The sequence below is a fragment of the Vibrio sabulosilitoris genome (assembly GCF_055391395.1).
The window spans coordinates 3,020,120-3,042,086 of record NZ_AP029599.1; the positions used below are offsets into that span (position 1 = coordinate 3,020,120).

The following is a 21,967-nucleotide window of genomic DNA, read 5'->3' on the forward strand; positions in this document are numbered from 1 at the left end:
GCAACGATAAGTTTCGGTATAAGTAGATGTTCGCCTTGACTAAAAAATAACCGCAGCGTAAATGTGTGCCGTAGTCTAACACAAAAAAAGGTGTTTTCGCCCAGCTACGACGAAAGAATAAGGCACTCGCGAGCTTTACCCCTAGAGTGCCTCACTATTCAGTGCTTTGCGACTGATTATTTAATCAACAGCGTGTTCACCGCGCCCAAGAATTGCGATGGGTCTTCGAGTGAACCACGCTCAGCAAGCATCGCCTGACCAAGCAGTACCTCAACCCAGCGACCGAAGGCCAGCTCATCAGACTCATCCGCCATGCGCTTGACCATTTCGTGCTCTGGATTAATCTCAAAGATGTATTTGACCTCTGGCGCCGCTTGACCTGCCGCCTCAAGCAACTTGGCCATTTGAGTGCCCATCTCAAAGTCATCCGTCACTACTACCGCTGGGGTTGAAGCCAGCTTAAAGGTGGTGCGTACCTCTTTCACGCGATCACCAAGGTATTCCTTAGTGCGTTCAACTACAGATTGGAACTCTTGTTCCGTCTCTTTCTGCTTTTCTTTCTCAGCTTCGTCCTCAAACTTGCTTAGATCTAGCCCAGCTTTAGTGATGGACTGGAACTGCTTGCCATCAAATTCAGTGAGATAGTTCATCAGCCATTCATCAATGCGATCGTACATCAAGATAACCTCGATGCCTTTGGCCTTAAACTGCTCTAGGTGAGGGCTGTTCTTGGCTGCCGCGTAGCTGTCTGCCGTAAGATAGTAGATCTTATCCTGCTCTTCTTTCATGCGCTCGACGTAAGCACCCAGGCCCACGGTTTGCTCAGATGAGTTTGACTCCGTCGATGCAAAGCGCAGCAGACCGGCAACCTTTTCTTTGTTGCTCATATCCTCGGCAGGGCCTTCTTTCATCACTAGGCCAAACTCTTTCCAGAACGATTGGTATTTCTCTTCATCATTCTTCGCCATACGCTCAAGCATGGTCAGCACGCGCTTGGTACACGCATTACGCAGTGATTGAGTGACCTTGTTGTCTTGCAAGATCTCACGCGAAACATTCAATGGCAGGTCGTTCGAGTCTATCAAGCCGCGCACAAAACGCAGGTAAGACGGCATAAATTGCTCGGCGTCATCCATGATGAACACGCGCTGGACGTACAGCTTAAGACCTGATTTATGGTCACGATTCATCATATCCCATGGGGCTTTCGCCGGGATGTACAGCAGGCTGGTATAGTCGTTTTTGCCTTCCACGCGATTGTGGCTCCACACCAATGGATCGGCAAAGTCGTGTGATACGTGCTTGTAGAATTCTTGGTACTCTTCTTCAGAGATGTCTGATTTGTTGCGCGTCCACAGTGCCTGAGCTTTGTTGATCTGCTCCCACTTGTTCTCACCAGTCTCTTTACCTTCCTCGTCACGCTCAGCGGTGAGAATCGAGACTGGGATTCCGATATGATCTGAATACTTGCTGATCACCTCACGCAAGCGCCACTCATTAAGGAACTCTTTACCCTCTTCACGCATATGCAGGACGATGTCCGTACCACGACGCTCTTTATTGATGGTTTCAATCGTGTACTCACCCTCACCCGCTGAATGCCACTGAACCGCCTCTTCAGCTGCAATACCCGCGGCGCGAGTGCGTACGGTGACCGCATCCGCAACAATAAACGCAGAGTAAAAACCAACACCAAACTGACCAATCAGTTGTGAGTCCTTGGTTTGGTCTTCAGAGAGCTTCGAAAAAAACTCTGCCGTGCCTGATTTGGCAATCGTGCCAAGGTGCTCAATCACGTCATCACGACTCATGCCGATGCCGTTATCCGAGATAGTCAGTGTGTTCGCTTGCTCATCAAAAGACAGCTTCACACCCAAGTCAGCATCACCCTGATACAAGTCTGGGTTGGATAAAGCTTGGAAGCGCAGTTTGTCTGATGCATCCGAAGCATTAGAGATTAATTCACGCAAAAAGATCTCTTTGTTTGAGTACAAAGAGTGGATCATTAGATGAAGAAGCTGTTTAACTTCTGATTGAAATCCGCGTGTTTCTTTGTTGTTGGTAACGGTTTCGCTCATAGTGACTCCAAAACGTCCTACTGTTTGATTGGGGTACTGCTGTATGACAGATACCATGTGATGCTTTGTAGATAAGGTTCAATTGAGTAAATTCAAGGTCAAAAACTATAAATGGCGTGTTTTTTTTATCTATTTTGTTTATCCTATGCGCCGAAAAATCCTCAAATAAACTAAATACGGCTTGAGGTTTTCATCCGCAACACAAGATCCAATGGGCTAAGCACGCATCAACAAATCGTCACTTGACATAAAAATGTCACATTCTTACCATCGTGACCCGTGAATGCAACGCACGCAATGAGCAGTGAAGAATTTTTAATTTTGGTCAACATTTCCACTGCTTCGACATAATTTTTAGGCCGCTCAGCGGTCGACTGAGGTGTAGTAAACGTTTATGAGTAATTTCGGTGACAAATATATACTCGCTGACAAGTTTCTATTTGATCCAAATAACAACTCTCTGTTTGATCAGATTGATGAGCAGACGATTCGTCTAGGTAGCAATGAGAGCCGCATCTTGCTGTTGCTGGCCCAGCGCCCGAATGAAATCGTCACTCGCGCTGAGCTGCACGAGTTCGTCTGGCGCGAGCAAGGCTTTGAGGTTGATGACTCGAGTTTAACCCAAGCCATCTCGACACTGCGCAAGCTGCTCAATGATTCGACCAAAAACCCCCAATTTGTCAAAACCGTGCCCAAGCGTGGCTATCAACTTATCTGTGCGGTTGAGTCTGCTCCGGTCTTCGCTGCGCTACCTCAAGGTGAGGAGAGCGCTGTCCAAACGGTAGAAGCGAAACTCAACACTGCGCCGCTGGGGGCTCAAACCCCAGTTGAACAGCCAGCGCCTGCAAGCCAGCCTCTGATGGATGAGAGTCCATCTGTCGCAAGCAAGCCGCAAACACGTCCGGCTTCAAAGTGGAAGACTATGTTGACACTGGCCGTGGCCATACTCTTACCTGTGCTTGCTCTGTTTCACTCTCAACCTGAAGAGCAACAATTTCGCCAACTGAGCCTGCTGCAAGAGACGCCTGTATTAGCCCCCATCAACCACCCAGATTTGAGTGTCTGGCTGCCATCGATCGAGCAGTGTGTCACACGCTACATGGAAAAGCGTAGCGATCAGAAACTGAGTGCGCCTATCGAGGTGATCGCCACCGGAGGGCAAAACGACCTCGTGGTACTCAATTACATTCACCCAGTTGATGACTCGGGTTCAAGCTACTCTCAACAACTGATCTCTGAGCCCAATACTTTAACCAAGATCTGCGAATAAGGACGGAGAATGATGAAACAGATCCATGCAACGCTCCTGCTTATACTCTCACTAGCACTCAGTACTTGGTTAGTGATGCCGGGTGACAACAAAATCGAAAAGTTGCTCACCTCGAAAGAGTGGCAATCACACAGCGTGTCGCTGATTTCTGAGGACTTCGATCTCCAGAGCTATGGTCCTCTCGCTCGCGCGGAAATGACCGCCAACGTGAAATATCTGCCAAATGGCAGCTATATTCGCGCCGCGACAGTACGCCTATTCAGTCACTCCGATGATAATGTCGTGGTGATGAATATTACCGAGTCTGGTTTTTGGGATATCAGCGATAATTACCTGCTTATCTCCCCGACTGAGTTCAAAAACGTCACGACACCCAATGTGACTGATTTTACTGAACAGCAACTCGAAATCTTAAAACAGATCTTTAAGATGAATGCACAAGCCAGTCGTCGCATCGATATTGTCAATAAGAAGTCGTTGCTACTCACCAGCCTCAACCACGGCTCAACTGTGTTGTTTGCTCATTAACGACCGCAAGTACTAAGAGACCGCTAATACCATGGATTGGTTAGACGCATCGCTACTTTTTTTCGGCTCTCTGATGGCCAATACCCTCGCCTCCATGTCCGGTGGTGGCGCGGGCTTACTGCAGTTCCCCTTGCTGATCTTTCTTGGCTTACCCTTCTCACAAGCGCTGGCTACACATAAAGTCGCCACAGTCGCTCTTGGCCTTGGCGCCGCTTATACTCACCTCAAAGCCAAGACTTGTAGCCCCATCACGATGATATACGTCATCTTGGCGGGTAGTTTAGGCGTGGTTGCGGGTGCCTATCTAGTAGTGCAAATCCCCGATAGAGTCGCTGAGTTGATGCTCGGAGCCATGATTATTGCGCTTGGTGTCTATTCTCGTTTTAAACCGCAATTGGGCCAGGTTACGCTAGAAAAAAATCGCCACCCTCTGGGTTACCTTGTTGGCGGTCTTGGGTTGGCTGTGATTGGTATTATCAATGGCTCACTGACCGCGGGCTCAGGGTTGCTCGTGACCTTGTTTTTGGTTCAGTGGTTTGGCTATAGCTACAAGCAAGCCGTGGCGCTGACCATGATTTGTGTCGGACTATTTTGGAACGGTTTGGGCGGGGTCGCGGTGGTTCAAGCAGGAGCGCCCATTTACTGGCCTTGGCTGCCAATCCTTTTGCTTGCCTCGTTTGTTGGCGGAGGTTTGGGCGCGATGATTGCGGTCAAAAAGAGCAATCAGTTTATCAAGAACTGTTTTGAGATTTTAACCCTACTGGTTGGATTAAAATTGTTGTTCTAACAAGTGCCGCGAGCGGCTCTCGTCAGAACATCGTCACTCATCAAGCGATAACAACCTGTTTGAGCACCTGCCCCTCAAGGCTGAGCACCTCAAGACGTTCACCATCGAGGACCCCGTAGCTGGCTGGGAATTGATTGCGTGGAATCGTCACTGAGCCAGGATTGAAAATAAACTGATCCCCCTGCTTTTCTGCAACCGGAATATGCGTGTGGCCATGGGCGATGATATCCCCTGCGCGCAAAGCGGGACGATGCTCGGCGTTGTACAGGTGACCATGGGTTAAGAACATACGCTGACCCGACGGCAACATCAGCCATGCATAGTCTGACATCATTGGGAACGCCAGCAGCATCTGGTCGACCTCACTGTCACAATTTCCTCGCACGGCAATGATCTGCGCCGCATACTGGTTTAACAGCTCAGCAACGGCTGGCGGATTATAGCCTTCAGGAATCGCGTTTCTTGGTCCATGGTTGAGCACATCACCCAGCAATACAAAGGTGTCCGCCCCCGAGGCGTTGAATAGTTCAATAGCGGTCTCAGTCGCGGGCAGTGAGCCGTGTAGGTCAGAGGCAAAAAAGAGTTTCATTGTCGTTCTCCATCATCTTTGCCGCTATTCTACCGATTTTTTTGTCTGACAAAAGCCCTAGCCTTGGGTCGCCATCCCGTTGATGACGATGTTGTTGTAGCTCACCATACCCACCACTTGTTGGTCATCGATCACCGGCGCGCGGCTGATACCAAAACGCTCAAATAAACGAGCGCAGTATTTCACGTTCATACTCGAGGACACCGACAGTGCAGGTTTGGTCATAATTTCATAGATGTTGGTTCGCTCAGGCGAGCGATTTTGTGCCAAGACTTTTTTGGCAATGTCGTTCATCAAAACAATACCGTACTCATCATTAGGGTTGCGTTTCGCCACAATCAGCGCCTTAACCCGATGCTCTCGAGCGAGGTTGATCCCGTCTTGTACCGTCGCCAGGCCATCGATCATCACATAGGTGTTCGACATGACATCACTCACCCGTATTGCTTTCATGTCACTACTCATAATTCGTCCTCCACCATTTTACTCAGTGATGCCACCTGATGACTCACTCCGACGGCATCCTCAACATCGATCTGAATCGCGATCCCTTGACCAGATTCGACGTCAAACTCTCCTACCTCTGCAATTTTTTCTAGAATGTGGCGTGATAGATGCTCTTCGACGACAAACAACAACACATCTTTTTGCGATTCCAGTGTCAGCCCAAAGAAGGTGCGCCTTTGACTCAATCCCTCACCTCGCGCATTGTTGATCACGGTCGCCCCCGTTGCGCCAGATTGACGCGCAGCATCAAGTACCGCCTCGGTTCGACTGTCTTCAACGAATGCCAGTAACAATTTAAATCTCATCTTTCTTCCCTCTCCCTATGTGCCAACCACTGCGTCAGTTGCGCATACCCCATAACCGAAATCATCGGAAACAAACTCGCAAAGGCGATCAACCCAAAACCATCAAGCAATGGGCTTCGGCCAGGAACCGTCGAAGCCAGCCCGAGCCCCAACGCAGCGACCAAAGGTACGGTCACCGTCGAGGTCGTCACGCCACCCGAGTCATACGCGAGCGGCACGATCATCGCCGGAGCAAATCGAGTTTGTACCACCACCACGATATAACCACTGATGATGTAATACTGGATAGGATCCCCCACCACGATACGATAGCACCCAAGCGCAATCCCACAGGCGACCCCAATCGCGACGGCAATGCGCAAACCATTGACACTGATTGCCCCCGCAGAGACCTGATTGGCTTTGATTGCGACGGCGATCAGCGATGGCTCTGCGATAGTCGTACTAAACCCAATCGAGGCGGCGAACAGATAGACCCAGTAGTAGTCAAACCATTGCAGCGGCCCAAAAGCGCTAAGCCGACTGTGCTCAAGAAAGTTCACCGAGGTGAGCTGAATCGCCATCATATCGCCGAGCGGGAAAAGTGCTGCCTCGAGCCCCATCAGAAACAGCGTTAAACCAATAACAACATATACGAAGCCAATCACAACCCGAGTCAACCTAGGCACCGCTCTTCTTAAGACAAAAAATTGAAAGGCGAACAAAACCGAGACAATGGGTAGAGTGTCTCTGAGCGTCGAGACAAACGTTTCACCAAGCGTAGCCAAGGTCACCATATTCCCCCCTGGCTATTAACCCACATGCCAAACACCATCACAAACATCATCGGCACCAGAGAGGCAAAGGCAATCAGGCCAAACCCATCCACCAGCGGGCTGCGGCCTTTGATTGATGACGACAGTCCAACCCCAAGCGCCGTCACCAGAGGCACGGTAATCGTGGAAGTCGTCACGCCACCAGAGTCATACGCAATACCGATGATCTCTTGTGGGGCAAAAAAGGTGAGCACCACCACCAATACGTAGCCACCGATAATCATCCACTGAATCGACCAGCCCTTGAGTATCCTTAGTACTCCCACCACCAGTGCGCTGCCGACAGAGATCGCCACCGTGATCTTGAGCCAGAATGCATAGCTACCGCGTTGCTGTTCACTGTTCTCAATCATTCCCCCCTTTGCCGCGACCAACGCTGCCTCGTTACTTACTGCCGTAAGAGCGGGCTCAGCAACAGTCGTACCAAAACCCAAACAAAAGGAGAACAGTAACAGCCACCCAACCGAGCCTTTTTGTGCAAAGGCCTGTGCCATTGACTCACCGATAGGAAAGAGACCAAGTTCAAGACCAAAGATAAACAAAGTCAAACCTAGCACGACCAGAACTAAACCCACTGTCACCTCAAGCAAGTAGGGCATCGGGCGCTGCAACACAACGAGTTGAAAGAACCCAACTACGAGAATAATCGGTAATAAATCTTTGAAACTGCTCGCACAGGCCAGCAGTAGTTCTTTCAGCGGGCGCAAGGTACACTCCAATCCAGTGGTGAGTTTCGCGATGGTAAAGCTCTATTGGTTCAACTATGGCAAACAGAATACTGCCCCGCTGTGAGCAAGATTCCATCCTCTGTGTGCAGTCGGTATTTCTTCTCAAGTGCATGGACAATCTTAAACCATCATCCGCACAGCGCCGAAGGCCAGCCAAGCAAATCTCGCTGAAACTGCATCTTGAGGTCACTTGGGTATATACTTGTCTTTCTAGGAGGGATTATGAAAATATTACTCACCGGTGGGACCGGGTTTATTGGTCAAGAGTTGCTTAAAGCCCTGTGCACTCACTCTCTGGTTATCCTGACCAGAGATGTCGGGCGAGCAAAGCAATCTTTGGCGTATCTGAACGCCAAAAGCATCGAATACGTCAGCACTCTCGATGATTTTGATGATCTCAATCAGTTCGATGCTGTGATTAATCTTGCCGGTGAGCCCATCGCTGATAAACGCTGGACAGAGAAGCAAAAGACGCTCATCTGTCGTAGTCGCTGGGACATTACCGAGCAGTTAGTGGCCCTGATCCACGCCTCAACCGAGCCTCCACACACCTTTATTAGCGGCAGTGCTGTGGGCTATTACGGTGATCAGCAGGCGCACCCCTTCGACGAGTGCCTCAAGGTCAACCGACACGACTTCACCCACCATGTATGCAGGCAGTGGGAAGAGCTTGCTGGCAAAGCACACTCAGAAAACACGCGTGTGGTGCTGCTGCGTACTGGTATTGTCTTAGCGCCTAATGGGGGGGCGCTGAAAAAGATGCTGCTGCCATACAAACTCGGCCTCGGCGGGCCTATCGGCAGTGGGGAGCAATACATGCCGTGGATCCATATGCTCGACATGATCCGAGCGATTGTGTTTTTACTGGAAACCGAGCATGCCCACGGGCCATTCAATCTCTCCTCGCCACACCCTGTTCCTAACACCCATTTCAGTCGCCAACTCGCCAAAACCCTAAAGCGCCCACACTTCTTGTTCACGCCAAAATGGGCGCTGTCGGCGGCCATGGGTGAGAGTGCCTGCCTCTTATTTGATAGCTTGCGCGCCAAACCCAAAAAGCTCACTGAGCTCGGTTTTGTGTTTAGCTATTCACGCCTCGAGCCCGCATTGAGAAATCTATTGCAACACGCCAACTGATCCGTCATGCTCTGCTTGGTCGTCAAGCATTAAGGAGAGCGTTGTGAATCAATGGGTTGTTGTTACTGGGTGTTCATCTGGCATTGGTCGCGCCTGTCTTGGGCCAATCAAGCAAGCGGGCTATCAGGTGATTGCCACCTGCCGCAAAACGCTCGATGTTGAGGCGCTGCAAGCCGAAGGGTTCACCTGCCTGCAACTCGACCTTGATGACCCTCACTCGATAGCCATCTGTGCTGAGGAGATCGCTACCCTCACCGAAGGCAGGCTTTATGGCCTGTTCAACAATGCGGCCTACGGTCAACCCGGGGCAATTGAGGACTTACCGGTTGCGGCACTAAAAGCTCAATTTAACTCCAACTTATTTGGCTGGCATGACCTCACCACCCGTCTGCTGCCGCTGATGCACAGCAATGGCCAGGGGCGGATCGTGCAAAACAGCTCGGTGCTTGGCTTCGCCGCGATGAAATACCGCGGGGCATATAACGCCTCCAAGTTTGCTCTCGAGGGCTACACAGATACGCTGCGCCTTGAGCTGAGCGATACCAATATTCGCGTCTCTCTGATTGAGCCGGGACCGATCGACACTCGATTTCGCGCCAACGCGCTTGCAGCCTTTCTGTGCTGGATTAGCCCAGAGAACAGTCGTCACGCGCGCGAGTACCGAAGTCAGATCCTGCGCCTTGAGAAAGAGCAATCGGGTAGTCGGTTTGTCCTACCAGCGAGTGCTTGTGTTGCACCCGTTCTGCATGCGCTGAGTAACAAAAAACCACGCCATCGCTATCGAATTACCACACCAACCAAAGTGTTTGCGATACTAAAGCGCTTGCTACCGACGCGCTGGCTGGATGCGATTCTCAGTCGTGCCGCCTAAACGACTCAATAACAATCTCATCAACTAGCAGAAAAAACCGTCAGGTGTAATTAAAGCGTCACATTCAGTTGTTAAATTCTACGCTCTCAAGTTATTAGCAACCAACAAAAGGGCAAGGACTATGTCACTGAATCAGCTCAACTGGCTGACGCTAGGAGTCACTTTAACAGTGTTATTATTTTGGTAAAAAACGGTGATTTGACAATCACCGTTTTTTTATCTGCTCGCAATACTAATTTAACTTGAAAATAGCCTAACTCTCCCCAAAATAATGATTATTAGTCATTATTTTTGGATCTCTCTATGCAATCCCCTTACATCGTCGAACTCACAGAGCAAAACTTCCGCCAAGTCCTCGAAGGCTCTATGCAAACACCTGTGCTGTTGCACTTTTATGCCTCAGTCAGCCAAGAGAGCCTGGATCTGATCCCAGCAATCCAAGCTCTGACCCAAAATTACGATGGTGCCCTAACTCTGGCACTGGTTGACTGCGAGCAACAACAGGCTATTGCAGGACAATTTGGCATTCAAGCCCTGCCAACGATTGCGTTATTTATTAATGGCCAACCCGTCGATGGCCTCGGTGGGCCACAGCCGATCCAAGAAATTGAGAACATGCTGGCTAAGCACCTACCAAGCAAAGACGAGCTGACCTTGCAAAAGGCAACCAAGCTGATTGAACAAGGTCAACATACCCAAGCCCTCACGCTACTAGATCAAATTAGCGAGCCACGGGTTGGCAAAGGTGATGTGAAACTGGCCAAGGCGGACTGCCTGCTCGAAACTCAACAGTTTGATCAAGCCGAGCAACTGCTCAGCCAGATCCCGTTAGAGTATCAAGACAACTACTACAAAGGCCTCTTGGCCAAGCTTGACTTGCATAAGCAAGCCGCGGACAGCCCAGAAATTCAAGCACTGGAAAACGCGCTGGAACAGCAACCAGATAATATGCAGATCGCCTGCGATCTCGCTCGCCAGTATCATCAAGTCAACCGCGATGAAGAAGCGCTTTCCTTGCTGTGGCAGTTCCTTGCACGTGACCTCAACAGCCTCGACGGTGAACTGAAGAAAGTGTTTATGGATATCTTATCTGCCCTTGGGCAAGGCAATCCTGTTGCTGGGCAATATCGCCGTCAGCTGTACTCAATCCTGTATTGATCCCGCCACACTGCAAACTACACCGACCGCCACCATTTCAGTGGCGGTTTTTATTAACCTGTACCCAAACGAAACATGCTGAAACGGCAGCTTGGGGGTTCTTGGGTATATTACCTGCGTCAAGATCGCATAACTCACCTTATCTCTTCCCTAATATTCTTGGTTATGCAATGGTTGGTATAGCTTGCTTGTTTGCCGCATAGGCGGCACTGAGCATACAGCCGCATTTCATCATTTTAAAAACCAAAGGAGTACTGCTATGCCTGTTGATTCTCTGGTCACTATCGCCATTTTCGTCGCGGTGGTGGTTATTTTTATTGCTGCTGGGATTAAGACCGTGCCACAAGGGAACAACTGGACCGTTGAGCGCTTTGGGCGCTATACCCACACCCTAAAGCCTGGTCTTAATTTGATTATCCCATTCATCGATCGTGTTGGTCATCGCATCAATATGATGGAGCGCGTACTCGATATCCCAGCCCAAGAGGTGATCTCAAAGGACAACGCCAATGTGGTGATCGACGCCGTGTGTTTTGTACAGGTTATTCAAGCGCCACAGGCCGCCTATGAGGTCAATGACCTTGAGCATGCGATCCGCAACCTGACGCTGACCAACATCCGTACCGTTTTGGGCTCGATGGAGCTCGACGAAATGCTCAGCCAGCGCGATATGATCAACACCAAGCTGCTGTCCATCGTCGACGAAGCCACGAATCCATGGGGCGTCAAAGTCACTCGTATCGAGATCAAAGACGTCCAACCCCCAGCAGATCTGACTGCAGCAATGAACGCGCAGATGAAAGCCGAGCGTAACAAACGTGCCGATATCCTTGAGGCTGAGGGGGTTCGTCAAGCTGAGATCCTCAAGGCCGAAGGACAAAAACAGGCCGAAATCCTGAAGGCAGAGGGTGATAAGCAGGCGGCCATCTTACAAGCTGAGGCTCGTGAGCGTGCGGCCGAAGCTGAGGCGAAAGCAACCCACATGGTATCGGAAGCCATTGCAAAAGGTGATGTCCAAGCGATCAACTACTTCGTCGCTCAGGGATACACCGACGCGCTCAAGAGTATTGGCCAAGCCGAAAATGGTAAGATCATTATGCTCCCACTTGAAGCTTCAGGTCTGATGGGCTCAGTGGCCGGGATTGCTGAGATGTTCAAACACAGCAAGACTGATAACACCTAAGTGTCAACCTGAAGGTATCAATGTGATCATACTTCTAGAGAACATGAATCATTGGCATTGGCTTGCTCTGGGTTTACTTTTGCTGGCGGTTGAACTGCTCGGCACTGCAGGGTACTTCTTATGGATTGGACTGTCTGCCATGTTTGTCGGTATCCTGTTGACCTTCATACCGATGAGTTGGCAACTGCAATGGGTCGCCTTTGCGGTTTTTGCGTTAGTAACAGCATGGTTATGGTGGCGTCGACAGCTGAGTAACGACAAGCTTGCCGATGACCAACGTGACCTCAATCAGAAGCACAAGCAAATGATCGGCACTGTGCTGACCCTAGAGCAAGACACGCAGGTTGGAGTAAATCGTCTGCGTATCGGTGACACCACTTGGTCGGCTTATTGTGCTAAGCCGTTGGACAAAGGGACTGTGGTCATCGTTGTCGATATGAAAGGCATTACCCTAACCATCGAAGAAAAAAGCTAATCATTGTGATCCCCTACGTTTTTTTTGCTTACACTTAGTATGCAGCTTCAATTCAATCAGGAGGGGTTCCAATGAAGACGCTATTCACCGCGTTAATGGTCTTGGTATTTTCTGCAAGCGCTTATGCAGCGAAAACCGAGATGGTCGAGTGTAAAATCGGCGCACAAACTAAGCAGCTCCCTTACTCAGTCTGCATTCAGGAAGGCGTGAACAGAAAACGCTAGCCTAAGATTGATTCTGCTAATAGTCATTTAGAGCGCCAAAAGGCGCTCTAAATTTTTGTCTACTAAGGCAATTGGCTTAGAGCATATCTATTAGGTCATCTTCGGTACGAACCTCGATGCCCAGCTCTTGCGCTTTAGCCAATTTAGAGCCAGCATTCTCTCCGACAAACAGAATGTCGGTCTTTTTCGACACACTGCCGGTGACTTTAGCACCAAGGCCTTGCAGCGCGGCTTTAGCATCACTACGAGTCAGTTTAGACAGTGAACCAGTAAGTACTACGGTCAGCCCAGCGAGTGGTTGTGGCGTCTCGTCGTCCAACGGCCTAATCTCAGGCCAGTGGATCCCCTGCTCCAACAGATCAGCAATAACTAACTGATTTTTCTCTTGGTTAAAGAAAGCCGTAATATGGCTGGCCACAATTGCGCCCACATCACTCACTTCAAGCAAGTGCTCATGGCTTGCCGCTTGAATCGCCTCCAGGGTGAAAAAGTGTTGCGCCAAGTTTGCCGCGGTGGCCTCACCCACTTCACGAATACCCAATGAGTATAGGAAGCGTGGCAGTGTGGTTTGCTTAGACGCCTGCAGAGCGTTAACCACATTCTGTGCCGATTTTGGGCCCATGCGATCAAGCACCGTCAGCAGCCCCGCGCTAAGCTTAAACAGGTCAGCTGGGGTCTCGACCATTTCTCGGTCAACCAACTGCTCGATGACCTTGTCACCTAAGCCATCGACATCAAGCGCCTTACGCGAGACAAAGTGTTTCAGCGCTTCTTTACGTTGCGCTTGGCAAACCAAGCCACCAGAGCAGCGAGCCACCGCCTCACCCTCGACACGCTCGACCTCGGATTGGCATACTGGACATCGTGCCGGAAACTCAATCGCCTTCGCACCTTCAGGTCTACGCTCGCGGACCACAGAAACAATTTGTGGAATCACATCACCAGCGCGGCGGATCACCACGCAGTCACCAATCATGACACCCAGGCGCTCAATCTCGTCAGCATTATGCAGCGTCGCATTACTCACGGTGACACCACCGACGAACACAGGCTCAAGTTTAGCCACTGGCGTGATAGCCCCGGTACGACCCACCTGAAATTCAACATCATTTAGCGTAGTGAGCTCTTCTTGTGCCGGAAACTTATACGCGATAGCCCAGCGGGGCGCCCTTGCGACAAAACCCAGGGTTTCTTGCTGCGCCACGCTATCGACTTTGATCACCACGCCGTCAATCTCGTACGGCAAGTCATCACGCTTGGTCAAAATGTCTTGATAGTAGGCTTTAACTTGTTCAAGGCTATCAACAAGCTTGGTTTCTGGGCACATTGGCAGTCCCCAGCTTTTGAGCTCCAGAAAGCGCTGATAGTGACTAGAGGAAAGGTTCGCACCCTCAACAATGCCGACACTGTAAGCATAAAAGCTCAGCGGTCGAGTTGCAGTGATGCGTGAGTCGAGTTGACGTAGGCTGCCGGCCGCGGCGTTACGCGGGTTAACAAACACCTTGTCACCTTTTTCCAATGCTTGAGCATTTAAGCGCTCAAAACCCGCTTTAGGCATAAACACCTCACCACGCACCTCAATACGGCTCGGCCAGTTGTTGCCTCTGAGCTTGAGTGGGATTGCGCTGATGGTACGTACGTTTTCAGTGATGTTTTCACCGGTCGTACCATCGCCACGGGTAGCTGCCTGAACCAAAATGCCATTCTCGTACAACAAGCTGACGGCCAGTCCATCGAGTTTGGGCTCGCAGCAGTAGCTTTCAACACGCTCGCCAATCAAGCGATCATTAGCGCGTTTATCAAAACTACTTAACTCTTGATCATCAAAGGCATTGTCCAGTGACAGCATTGGTAGCTCATGAGCCACCGATTCAAAACCTGCTAACGGGGCACCACCAACACGCTGGCTCGGAGAATCTAGTGTCACCAACTCTGGGTGCTGCGCCTCGATGTCGAGCAATTCACGCATCAGGCGATCATATTCGGCATCTGGCAGCTCTGGGCTGTCTTCGACATAGTACTTTATGGCGTGGTAGTGGAGTGTTTCACGCAGCTCGGCAAGGCGTTGTGTAGGGGTTTGAGACATGACTATCTATTTCCATCTATATCGGGCAGAAAGGCTCCATACGGAGCCTTTCGGTTGGGCGGTTGCTGCTGGCTGACGCGTGTCAGGCAGTCTTTCTCGCTTTAAATGCTTGTATCTGTTTACGATAGTGGTCCAATCGCATCGGCGTCATCAGCTTACGACTATCATCTTGAACTTCACCACCAAGGTCATCAGCGATCTGCTGGGCCGTTTTCAGCATCAGTTTAAAGTTTTGCTCGGCATCCCCAAAGCACGGTAGGGTCATAAAAAACGAGATGCCCTTAGTAGAGAACTGTGCGGGATCATCGTGTTTTAGGGTTCCTGGCTGCATCATATTAGCCACACTAAACAGCACTCTTCCTGTCCCCGAGAGATCAGCATGGCGATGGAAAATATCCATCTCTCCATACAGCAGGCCATTTTGCTGCATACTATCAAACAGCTTGGTACCGACAAACGGCGCCTGATCATTGGCAGTATGGACATTAAGTACAATCACCTCAAGTTCATCTTCAGGCTCTTGTGGTTCATTGCTCGCCGGAGTCGCTGTAACCTTATCGACGCTTGGTTGAGCCTCTGCTGTGACAGCCTCTTGAACTAAGGTCTCTTGCGTCACGGCTTCTTGCGGCATAGTTGCGGCACTCGCCATCGACGCCTGCGATGGCGCCTCAAAGTCCTCATCATCAATCGCACTAAAAGAAGGGATTGAGTCATCCTCCTCAACCACACTGGCCAATGGCTGTGTTTGCTCTTGCGTTGATGCAACGGGTTCAAAGGGCTGCGTTGGGTTATCAATTAAGGGGTCGATATCCGCAGGCAGAGTATCGGCAGCAAAATCATTATCTTGAGACGGCTTTGACACCACTTCATAGTCATCGTCACTGTTGTGATGACTACCATCAGGCTGATCGGCAGGATCCATATCAATCTTACCAAAGGGTTTATCACCAAACTTGGTTTTGCCCTCTCGTTTGCTTGTCCATAATCCGTGAACCAACAAGGCGGCGATCGCGAGTCCGCCGATGATGATTAATACCAGTCGCAATTCCTGCATTTTTTCGTCTCTATCAGTTTTTCAACCCGCCTAGGGGCCTATGTAACTAGGCATACCCAAATCGGCTTGTTTTCTATGCGGCAAGCATGCGTTCTCTACCACACACACTCTTTCTATATCCGAGTAGCCTCGATTAGACAATTAACTATCGAGGTCACTTGGGTATAGACCGCTACTTTAACAAAGTTCTTGTTATTATTAGAACACTTTAATGGTAATTGTGGGCGTTTCACGGCTAATTTTTGCCGTGGTTTGACGCTACCTGTCGGTTAATGTTAAATACTGACTCAGCCTTAGTTAACAACTTAATTACAAGGATAGTCGGTCAAATGCCCCTAAGTTCAAAGTCTTCCACCGGAATGGGATATTTTTTTCACGGCCTAAGTTTGGCCTTTTCTCCTAGTATCCGTAAGTTTGTCCTGCTGCCACTCATCGCCAACATCGTCCTGGTCGGCGGCGCATTGTGGTATCTGTTCAGTCATCTCGAACTGTGGATAGACTCCATGATTGGTCAGCTACCTGATTTTTTGGCCTGGCTGAGCTACCTACTGTGGCCACTATTAGTTGTGACTATCATTGGCACGTTCTCCTACTTCTTTAGCACGCTAGCCAATATTATTGCCGCGCCCTTTAATGGTCTGCTGGCGGAAAAGGTTGAGGGCTATTTGATCGGTGAGCCGATCAACCAAGATGGCCTGTGGGCCATGGTTAAGGATGTGCCAAGGATCATGGCGCGCGAGTGGCGCAAGTTGCTCTATATTGTGCCCAAGGCACTCGGGCTGTTTTTGATTCTTTTGATCCCGGCGCTTGGACAAACCCTCGGGCCTATCCTGTGGTTTGCCTTTTCAGCCTGGATTTTGGCCGTGCAATACTGTGATTACCCCTTTGATAACCACAAGGTTTCTTTCAACACCATGCGCGGAGCCCTTAAATCAAAACAGAGCAAAGCGTACACGTTTGGCGCACTGGTTTCCGTGTTCACCGCCATTCCTGTGTTGAATCTGTTTATTATGCCAGTCGCTATCTGTGGTGCGACCTCGATGTGGGTGCATGAGTTCAAAACGAGTGTGACACGCTGATCGGTCTGTGCAACTAATCACAATCAACTAAGATATAACTTTTTCGTACTTCTATGCCGCTGTTTTAGCGCATATTCTGCTATATATCCAAGTGACCCTATTGTGTGACCCACACATTTAAACAACAGTTATGAGGACAAAGACACGCTTTGCCCCTCAACCTGATAAAGGACTATGACCATGAGCAAAATTTTTGAAGACAACTCTCTTACGATTGGTAATACCCCCCTTGTTCGCCTTAACAAGGTCAGCAAAGGCAATGTTCTTGCTAAAGTAGAAGCACGCAACCCAAGTTTCAGCGTTAAATGTCGTATCGGCGCGAACATGATCTGGGAAGCGGAAAAGGCTGGAACACTCACCAAAGACGTAGAGCTAGTTGAACCAACCAGTGGTAACACAGGTATTGCCCTGGCGTTTGTCGCTGCTGCTCGCGGTTATAAGCTGACCCTGACAATGCCAGAGTCAATGAGTCTTGAGCGCCGCAAACTGCTAAAAGCACTGGGCGCTAACTTAGTGCTAACCGAAGCGCCGAAAGGAATGAAAGGCGCAATCGCTAAAGCTGAAGAGATTGTCGCTAGCAACCCAGAGAAGTACCTGCTGCTTCAACAATTCGACAACCCAGCCAACCCAGCGATCCACGAAAAGACCACGGGTCCTGAGCTATGGGATGCGACTGAGGGTCAAATCGACGTGTTGGTCTCTGGCGTCGGTACGGGCGGTACCATTACCGGTACAAGCCGCTACATCAAGAGTGAAAAGGGGAAAGCCATCACCTCTGTTGCAGTAGAGCCCGCTGAGTCACCTGTGATTTCACAAGTATTGGCCGGTGAAGAAGTCAAACCTGCACCACATAAAATCCAAGGTATTGGCGCTGGCTTTATCCCGGGCAACCTAGACCTTGAGCTAGTCGACCGCGTTGAAACCGTCACCTCTGACGAAGCCATCGAGATGGCGCGTCGCCTAATGGAAGAAGAAGGTATCCTAGCGGGTATTTCGTCTGGTGCAGCCGTGGTTGCAGCCAATCGCATCGCCGAGCTACCAGAGTTCGAGGGCAAGACTATTGTCACCGTACTACCAAGCTCAGGTGAGCGTTACCTAAGCTCTCCGCTGTTTGCGGGCCTGTTTACTGAAAAGGAAAATCAGCAGTAAACGTGTCTAAATCAACTTTTTCAAATAAAAAAGCTCCTTGATGGAGCTTTTTTATTGACCCGCGCTCAGCCTTTGGTAGTATCACCCCTGTATTATTTTTAGCTTCAAAATAAAAAGAAGCGAAGTTAGAATCTACACTCTGAGCATGCAACTTGACGGATCTGGTTGTAAGCTTAGGGCATAAAAACTATAAGTCAGCGCACCTTAGACACAAAAAATAGTCCGAGGTGAGACAAGAAGCTCTATCTTTAAACGGTAAAGCTCAAGCTGACAGCAACAGATAAAATAAATCAATTGGGGTATATACAATGTACGAGAAGCAAGTAGAAATCACTGCAGAAAACGGCCTACACACTCGCCCAGCGGCGCAATTTGTGAAAGAAGCAAAATCTTTCGAGGCTGACATCACTGTGACTTCAAATGGTAAAAGCGCAAGCGCAAAAAGCCTATTCAAGCTACAAACGCTTGGTCTTGTAAAAGGAACGGTCGTGACTATCTCAGCAGAGGGTCCTCAGGCAACAGAAGCCGTTGACCACCTAGTTGCTCTAATGGATCAACTACACTAATACTCTCTTCCCCGCCAAAGCCATTTTGTGAAAGCAAAGTGGCTTTGTTGGAAATAGAGGCTAAGTTACGCTAATACTAACTCTAGTATTAGCTGTACACCTAAGATAGTTGAGGTGTGTTCGCGGCCGGGCAAAATGCCCGTACTCGAACATGCCCGTTTACGATACCAAACTGGGCAAGGCCTCCCAGCCTGCTTGATTGAATTTTGGGTATCGTTGGTGACACTCCCATTTACTACCACCATGTTTAAGGTAAGGCTATGATTTCAGGTATCCTAGCATCTCCGGGTATTGCTATCGGTAAAGCACTACTGCTGCAAGAAGATGAAATAGTTCTCAACACCAATCCTATTACAGATGATCAAATCGATGCAGAAGTGCAGCGCTTCTTTGATGCGCGTAACAAATCGTCTGCTCAACTTGAACTGATCAAACAAAAAGCGCTAGAAACCTTCGGCGAAGAGAAAGAAGCGATCTTTGAAGGCCACATCATGCTGCTTGAAGATGAAGAGCTTGAGGAAGAAATCCTCGCTCTGATCAAGGGCGAAAAGCTTTCAGCAGACAACGCTATCCACACGGTTATCGAAGAGCAAGCTAAGGCGCTTGAGTCGCTTAATGACGAATACCTTAAAGAGCGTGCAACCGACATTCGTGACATTGGTACGCGATTCGTTAAAAATGCGCTGGGTATCAACATCGTGTCACTGAGTGACATTGATGAGGAAGTTATTCTTGTCGCTTACGATTTGACTCCTTCAGAGACAGCGCAAATCAATCTTAACGCTGTGCTGGGTTTTGCTTGTGATATCGGCGGTCGTACCTCACACACCTCGATTATGGCGCGCTCACTTGAGCTTCCTGCGATTGTTGGCACCAATGACATCACTGTGAAAGTGAGCAATGGTGACATGCTGATCTTGGATGCGATGAACAACAAGATCGTGATTAACCCTTCTGACGCTGAGCTTGAAGAAGCGAAAGCGGTAAAAGCGGCCTTCGCAGCCGAGAAAGAAGAGTTGGCCAAACTGAAAGACCTACCTGCTGAGACCACAGACGGCCATCGCGTCGAAGTGTGCGGTAACATTGGTACTGTCAAAGACTGTGAAGGTGTGCTGCGCAACGGTGGTGAAGGTGTCGGCCTATACCGCACTGAGTTCCTGTTTATGGACCGTGATTCACTGCCAACTGAAGAAGAGCAGTACCAAGCGTACAAAGAAGTTGCTGAGTCGATGGAAGGTGAGGCGGTGATTATCCGCACTATGGACATCGGTGGTGACAAAGACCTGCCGTACATGGACTTGCCAAAAGAGATGAACCCATTCCTTGGTTGGCGTGCAGTGCGCATCAGCCTAGATCGTCGTGAAATCCTGCGTGATCAGCTGCGCGGCATCTTGCGTGCGTCGGCGCACGGCAAACTGCGCATCATGTTCCCGATGATTATCTCGGTTGAGGAGATCCGTGAGCTTAAGCAAGCGATTGAGCAATACAAAGCTGAGCTGCGTGAAGAAGGCCTGGCGTTTGATGAAGAGATTGAGATTGGCGTGATGGTGGAAACACCAGCAGCGGCAGCGATTGCGCACCACCTTGCGAAAGAAGTCGCGTTCTTCTCTATCGGTACTAACGACCTAACCCAATACACCTTGGCGGTAGACCGTGGTAACGAGATGATCTCTCACCTCTACAACCCACTATCACCGGCTGTTCTTACCGTGATCAAGCAGGTTATCGATGCCTCTCATGCCCAGGGCAAGTGGACTGGTATGTGTGGTGAACTTGCTGGTGACGAGCGTGCCACTTTGCTGCTACTAGGCATGGGTCTAGATGAATTTTCTATGAGCGGTATCTCAATTCCAAAGGTTAAAAAGGTTATTCGTAACGCAAGCTTTGAAAAAGTTAAAACAATGGCTGAAACTGCCCTTTCTCTACCGACGGCAGCTGAAATCGAAGCCTGCGTTGAGCAGTTTATGGCTGAGCATAGCCAATAGTTGTCTATCCAAAGATAAGCTGATGTTAGACGGCAAAAAAAGTCGTCTAATATCAGAGATTGGTATAGTATAAATTAACAGGATAAAACAATAACCTAGGAGCATGACACAATGGGTCTGTTTGATAAACTTAAAAAGCTAGTATCTGATGACAGTGCAGACGCTGGTGCAATCGAGATCATCGCACCACTATCTGGCGAGATCGTGAACATCGAAGATGTGCCAGATGTCGTTTTCGCTGAAAAAATCGTTGGTGATGGCATCGCGATCAAACCTGCTGGCAACAAAATGGTTGCTCCAGTAAACGGTACGATCGGTAAGATCTTCGAAACTAACCATGCATTCTCTATCGAGTCTGATGACGGCGTTGAGCTTTTCGTTCACTTCGGTATCGATACCGTTGAGCTAAAAGGCGAAGGCTTCACTCGCATCGCTGAGGAAGGCCAAGCTGTAAAAGCAGGCGACACTATCATCGAGTTCGATCTAGCGGTACTAGAAGAAAAAGCAAAATCTACCCTAACGCCTGTCGTTATCTCGAACATGGACGAGATCAAAGAGCTAAGCAAGCTGTCTGGCTCGGTTGAAGTAGGCCAAACGCCAGTTCTGCGCGTGACTAAGTAAACCACGCGATACAACTATGTTTAGCAAAACGCAGCCATCAGGCTGCGTTTTTTTATTGGGTTAACCCTCTTTGAGCGAATAGCCTTGCAATATCACCTCGATGGCACTCACCATGTAAGCCTCCAGTTCCTCTTCGCTCTGACCGATATCCACTCCAAGCATACGCCAATAGACGGCCTGACCATGGATCATCAACATAAACTGCAGCGCCGCATGCTGCATATTCTTGTCGCTTGGAAAAAGCCCTTGGGTTTGCTTAAACTCAAGATACTCTTGAACCATCTTAGTCGTCGGCTCTGGCCCTGCTTTGACATAGGTACGCCCAAGATCCGGGTGACTATCGACCTGACTCACCGCAGTGCGATACGTGCTCATCACCTCAGGACTGAGCATCATGTAATGAAACTTAAGAGCAAAGTCCAACAGAGCTTGACGGATTGGGCGCGGATCATCGATTAGGTGACCATGCTGGCGATTAGACTCACAGCGCGATTTCACACAGGTCTCAAACAGCTCATCCTTGGTCTTAAAGTGCGCGTAAACCGTTTGCTTCGACACCTGCGCCGCCTCAGCGATCTGATCCATACTCACGGCGTAGCCGACCTCTATAAATAGCTTGCCAGCAGCTTGTAGAATTTGCTCACGCTTTTTTGCGCTTCGTGGTGACAACACCATAACCTCTCCCAGGCGATCGCTATAACTAGACTGAAGAGTCTAGTTATAGCGATCGCCATCAAATTATCATTGATACTGTGTTGATTATTGCGCCAAT

The 21,967-nt window shown here is 49.6% G+C and carries 23 protein-coding genes; 14 read left to right on the plus strand and 9 right to left on the minus strand.

Annotation, left to right across the window (positions count from 1 at the left end; all coding sequences use genetic code 11):
* Window positions 1-176: 176 nt before the first annotated feature.
* A complete protein-coding gene (gene htpG, locus ACZ5R2_RS14180; protein WP_464899991.1) occupies window positions 177-2,078 on the minus strand; it encodes a molecular chaperone HtpG in 1,902 nt (633 codons plus the stop codon).
* A gap of 394 nt (window positions 2,079-2,472) precedes the next feature.
* On the opposite strand from htpG, the gene ACZ5R2_RS14185 reads away from it, so the two are divergent.
* Genes ACZ5R2_RS14185 through ACZ5R2_RS14195 form a run of 3 tightly spaced genes read left to right on the plus strand, consistent with a single transcriptional unit; the run spans window position 2,473 to window position 4,663 of the window.
* Window positions 2,473-3,348 carry a winged helix-turn-helix domain-containing protein gene (locus ACZ5R2_RS14185; RefSeq protein ID WP_464899992.1) on the plus strand — a complete coding sequence of 292 codons (876 nt, stop codon included), beginning with the start codon at window positions 2,473-2,475 and terminating at the stop codon, window positions 3,346-3,348.
* 12 nt (window positions 3,349-3,360) lie between these two features.
* Window positions 3,361-3,876, plus strand: a complete 516-nt coding sequence (locus ACZ5R2_RS14190; protein WP_464902374.1) for a regulatory protein ToxS — start codon at window positions 3,361-3,363, stop codon at window positions 3,874-3,876.
* A 31-nt stretch (window positions 3,877-3,907) separates the two neighbouring features.
* Entirely contained in the window at window positions 3,908-4,663 is a 756-nt protein-coding gene (locus tag ACZ5R2_RS14195) for a sulfite exporter TauE/SafE family protein (RefSeq protein ID WP_464899993.1), read from the plus strand.
* Window positions 4,664-4,703: 40 nt separating this feature from the next.
* Here ACZ5R2_RS14195 and yfcE read toward each other — a convergent pair whose 3' ends face one another.
* The 5 genes from yfcE to ACZ5R2_RS14220 are packed head-to-tail and all read right to left on the minus strand — an operon-like array spanning window position 4,704 to window position 7,586.
* Window positions 4,704-5,252, minus strand: coding sequence for a phosphodiesterase (gene yfcE / locus ACZ5R2_RS14200; RefSeq protein ID WP_464899994.1), 549 nt, complete (start codon window positions 5,250-5,252; stop codon window positions 4,704-4,706).
* A 57-nt stretch (window positions 5,253-5,309) separates the two neighbouring features.
* Window positions 5,310-5,717 carry a CBS domain-containing protein gene (locus ACZ5R2_RS14205; protein WP_464899995.1) on the minus strand — a complete coding sequence of 136 codons (408 nt, stop codon included), beginning with the start codon at window positions 5,715-5,717 and terminating at the stop codon, window positions 5,310-5,312.
* Entirely contained in the window at window positions 5,714-6,064 is a 351-nt protein-coding gene (locus tag ACZ5R2_RS14210) for a P-II family nitrogen regulator (protein WP_464899996.1), read from the minus strand. The genes ACZ5R2_RS14205 and ACZ5R2_RS14210 overlap by 4 nt, the downstream gene beginning before the upstream one ends.
* A complete protein-coding gene (locus ACZ5R2_RS14215) occupies window positions 6,061-6,840 on the minus strand; it encodes a DUF1538 domain-containing protein (RefSeq protein ID WP_464899997.1) in 780 nt (259 codons plus the stop codon). The genes ACZ5R2_RS14210 and ACZ5R2_RS14215 overlap by 4 nt, the downstream gene beginning before the upstream one ends.
* Window positions 6,834-7,586 (minus strand): DUF1538 family protein, encoded by a 753-nt coding sequence (locus tag ACZ5R2_RS14220; protein ID WP_464899998.1) that lies wholly within the window; start codon window positions 7,584-7,586, stop codon window positions 6,834-6,836. The genes ACZ5R2_RS14215 and ACZ5R2_RS14220 overlap by 7 nt, the downstream gene beginning before the upstream one ends.
* 243 nt (window positions 7,587-7,829) lie before the next feature.
* Here ACZ5R2_RS14220 and ACZ5R2_RS14225 point away from each other — a divergent pair, with 243 nt between their 5' ends.
* The 6 genes from ACZ5R2_RS14225 to ACZ5R2_RS14250 all read left to right on the plus strand — a co-directional run bounded on the left by ACZ5R2_RS14225 (window position 7,830) and on the right by ACZ5R2_RS14250 (window position 12,655).
* A complete protein-coding gene (locus tag ACZ5R2_RS14225; RefSeq protein ID WP_464899999.1) occupies window positions 7,830-8,744 on the plus strand; it encodes a TIGR01777 family oxidoreductase in 915 nt (304 codons plus the stop codon).
* 43 nt (window positions 8,745-8,787) lie between these two features.
* The gene (locus tag ACZ5R2_RS14230; RefSeq protein WP_464900000.1) at window positions 8,788-9,615 is read left to right on the plus strand and encodes an SDR family oxidoreductase; all 828 of its coding nucleotides are present in this window, start codon (window positions 8,788-8,790) and stop codon (window positions 9,613-9,615) included.
* 303 nt (window positions 9,616-9,918) lie between these two features.
* Window positions 9,919-10,773: a tetratricopeptide repeat protein gene (locus tag ACZ5R2_RS14235; RefSeq protein ID WP_464900001.1), complete on the plus strand. Its 855-nt coding sequence runs from the start codon at window positions 9,919-9,921 to the stop codon at window positions 10,771-10,773.
* A 259-nt stretch (window positions 10,774-11,032) separates the two neighbouring features.
* On the plus strand, window positions 11,033-11,956 hold the full coding sequence (locus tag ACZ5R2_RS14240) for an SPFH domain-containing protein (protein WP_464900002.1): 924 nt from the start codon (window positions 11,033-11,035) through the stop codon (window positions 11,954-11,956).
* A 16-nt stretch (window positions 11,957-11,972) separates the two neighbouring features.
* Window positions 11,973-12,431 (plus strand): NfeD family protein, encoded by a 459-nt coding sequence (locus ACZ5R2_RS14245; protein WP_464902375.1) that lies wholly within the window; start codon window positions 11,973-11,975, stop codon window positions 12,429-12,431.
* A gap of 71 nt (window positions 12,432-12,502) precedes the next feature.
* The gene (locus ACZ5R2_RS14250) at window positions 12,503-12,655 is read left to right on the plus strand and encodes a hypothetical protein (RefSeq protein WP_464900003.1); all 153 of its coding nucleotides are present in this window, start codon (window positions 12,503-12,505) and stop codon (window positions 12,653-12,655) included.
* Window positions 12,656-12,731: 76 nt separating this feature from the next.
* Here the strand turns inward: ACZ5R2_RS14250 and ligA are convergent, their stop codons facing one another.
* A complete protein-coding gene (ligA, locus tag ACZ5R2_RS14255) occupies window positions 12,732-14,741 on the minus strand; it encodes an NAD-dependent DNA ligase LigA (protein ID WP_464900004.1) in 2,010 nt (669 codons plus the stop codon).
* 82 nt (window positions 14,742-14,823) lie between these two features.
* Window positions 14,824-15,795 carry a cell division protein ZipA gene (zipA, locus tag ACZ5R2_RS14260; protein ID WP_464900005.1) on the minus strand — a complete coding sequence of 324 codons (972 nt, stop codon included), beginning with the start codon at window positions 15,793-15,795 and terminating at the stop codon, window positions 14,824-14,826.
* A gap of 329 nt (window positions 15,796-16,124) precedes the next feature.
* Here zipA and cysZ point away from each other — a divergent pair, with 329 nt between their 5' ends.
* From cysZ to crr, 5 genes are all read left to right on the plus strand, one after another.
* Window positions 16,125-16,874 carry a sulfate transporter CysZ gene (gene cysZ / locus ACZ5R2_RS14265; RefSeq protein ID WP_464900006.1) on the plus strand — a complete coding sequence of 250 codons (750 nt, stop codon included), beginning with the start codon at window positions 16,125-16,127 and terminating at the stop codon, window positions 16,872-16,874.
* Window positions 16,875-17,054: 180 nt separating this feature from the next.
* Complete coding sequence (gene cysK / locus ACZ5R2_RS14270; protein WP_464900007.1) at window positions 17,055-18,023, plus strand: cysteine synthase A; 969 nt, start codon at window positions 17,055-17,057, stop codon at window positions 18,021-18,023.
* 308 nt (window positions 18,024-18,331) lie between these two features.
* A complete protein-coding gene (locus tag ACZ5R2_RS14275; protein ID WP_438460378.1) occupies window positions 18,332-18,589 on the plus strand; it encodes an HPr family phosphocarrier protein in 258 nt (85 codons plus the stop codon).
* A gap of 260 nt (window positions 18,590-18,849) precedes the next feature.
* Window positions 18,850-20,574, plus strand: a complete 1,725-nt coding sequence (gene ptsI, locus ACZ5R2_RS14280; RefSeq protein ID WP_464900008.1) for a phosphoenolpyruvate-protein phosphotransferase PtsI — start codon at window positions 18,850-18,852, stop codon at window positions 20,572-20,574.
* Between the two features lie 111 nt (window positions 20,575-20,685).
* Complete coding sequence (crr, locus tag ACZ5R2_RS14285; protein ID WP_438460376.1) at window positions 20,686-21,195, plus strand: PTS glucose transporter subunit IIA; 510 nt, start codon at window positions 20,686-20,688, stop codon at window positions 21,193-21,195.
* A gap of 60 nt (window positions 21,196-21,255) precedes the next feature.
* Here the strand turns inward: crr and ACZ5R2_RS14290 are convergent, their stop codons facing one another.
* Window positions 21,256-21,870 carry a TetR/AcrR family transcriptional regulator gene (locus ACZ5R2_RS14290; protein ID WP_464900009.1) on the minus strand — a complete coding sequence of 205 codons (615 nt, stop codon included), beginning with the start codon at window positions 21,868-21,870 and terminating at the stop codon, window positions 21,256-21,258.
* Between the last annotated feature and the right edge of the window lie 97 nt (window positions 21,871-21,967).

Excerpts from the sequence above, each read along its gene's own strand:
- htpG (WP_464899991.1), bottom strand. The coding sequence starts at position 2,078 with ATGAGCGAAACCGTTACCAACAACAAAGAAACACGCGGATTTCAATCA.
- ACZ5R2_RS14235 (WP_464900001.1), top strand. The coding sequence starts at position 9,919 with ATGCAATCCCCTTACATCGTCGAACTCACAGAGCAAAACTTCCGCCAA.
- ACZ5R2_RS14210 (WP_464899996.1), bottom strand. The coding sequence starts at position 6,064 with ATGAGATTTAAATTGTTACTGGCATTCGTTGAAGACAGTCGAACCGAG.
- cysZ (WP_464900006.1), top strand. The coding sequence starts at position 16,125 with ATGCCCCTAAGTTCAAAGTCTTCCACCGGAATGGGATATTTTTTTCAC.
- ptsI (WP_464900008.1), top strand. The coding sequence starts at position 18,850 with ATGATTTCAGGTATCCTAGCATCTCCGGGTATTGCTATCGGTAAAGCA.
- ACZ5R2_RS14195 (WP_464899993.1), top strand. The coding sequence starts at position 3,908 with ATGGATTGGTTAGACGCATCGCTACTTTTTTTCGGCTCTCTGATGGCC.
- crr (WP_438460376.1), top strand. The coding sequence starts at position 20,686 with ATGGGTCTGTTTGATAAACTTAAAAAGCTAGTATCTGATGACAGTGCA.
- ligA (WP_464900004.1), bottom strand. The coding sequence starts at position 14,741 with ATGTCTCAAACCCCTACACAACGCCTTGCCGAGCTGCGTGAAACACTC.
- yfcE (WP_464899994.1), bottom strand. The coding sequence starts at position 5,252 with ATGAAACTCTTTTTTGCCTCTGACCTACACGGCTCACTGCCCGCGACT.
- ACZ5R2_RS14215 (WP_464899997.1), bottom strand. The coding sequence starts at position 6,840 with ATGGTGACCTTGGCTACGCTTGGTGAAACGTTTGTCTCGACGCTCAGA.
- ACZ5R2_RS14250 (WP_464900003.1), top strand. The coding sequence starts at position 12,503 with ATGAAGACGCTATTCACCGCGTTAATGGTCTTGGTATTTTCTGCAAGC.
- ACZ5R2_RS14275 (WP_438460378.1), top strand. The coding sequence starts at position 18,332 with ATGTACGAGAAGCAAGTAGAAATCACTGCAGAAAACGGCCTACACACT.
- ACZ5R2_RS14205 (WP_464899995.1), bottom strand. The coding sequence starts at position 5,717 with ATGAGTAGTGACATGAAAGCAATACGGGTGAGTGATGTCATGTCGAAC.
- ACZ5R2_RS14185 (WP_464899992.1), top strand. The coding sequence starts at position 2,473 with ATGAGTAATTTCGGTGACAAATATATACTCGCTGACAAGTTTCTATTT.
- cysK (WP_464900007.1), top strand. The coding sequence starts at position 17,055 with ATGAGCAAAATTTTTGAAGACAACTCTCTTACGATTGGTAATACCCCC.
- zipA (WP_464900005.1), bottom strand. The coding sequence starts at position 15,795 with ATGCAGGAATTGCGACTGGTATTAATCATCATCGGCGGACTCGCGATC.
- ACZ5R2_RS14290 (WP_464900009.1), bottom strand. The coding sequence starts at position 21,870 with ATGGTGTTGTCACCACGAAGCGCAAAAAAGCGTGAGCAAATTCTACAA.
- ACZ5R2_RS14225 (WP_464899999.1), top strand. The coding sequence starts at position 7,830 with ATGAAAATATTACTCACCGGTGGGACCGGGTTTATTGGTCAAGAGTTG.
- ACZ5R2_RS14240 (WP_464900002.1), top strand. The coding sequence starts at position 11,033 with ATGCCTGTTGATTCTCTGGTCACTATCGCCATTTTCGTCGCGGTGGTG.
- ACZ5R2_RS14190 (WP_464902374.1), top strand. The coding sequence starts at position 3,361 with ATGAAACAGATCCATGCAACGCTCCTGCTTATACTCTCACTAGCACTC.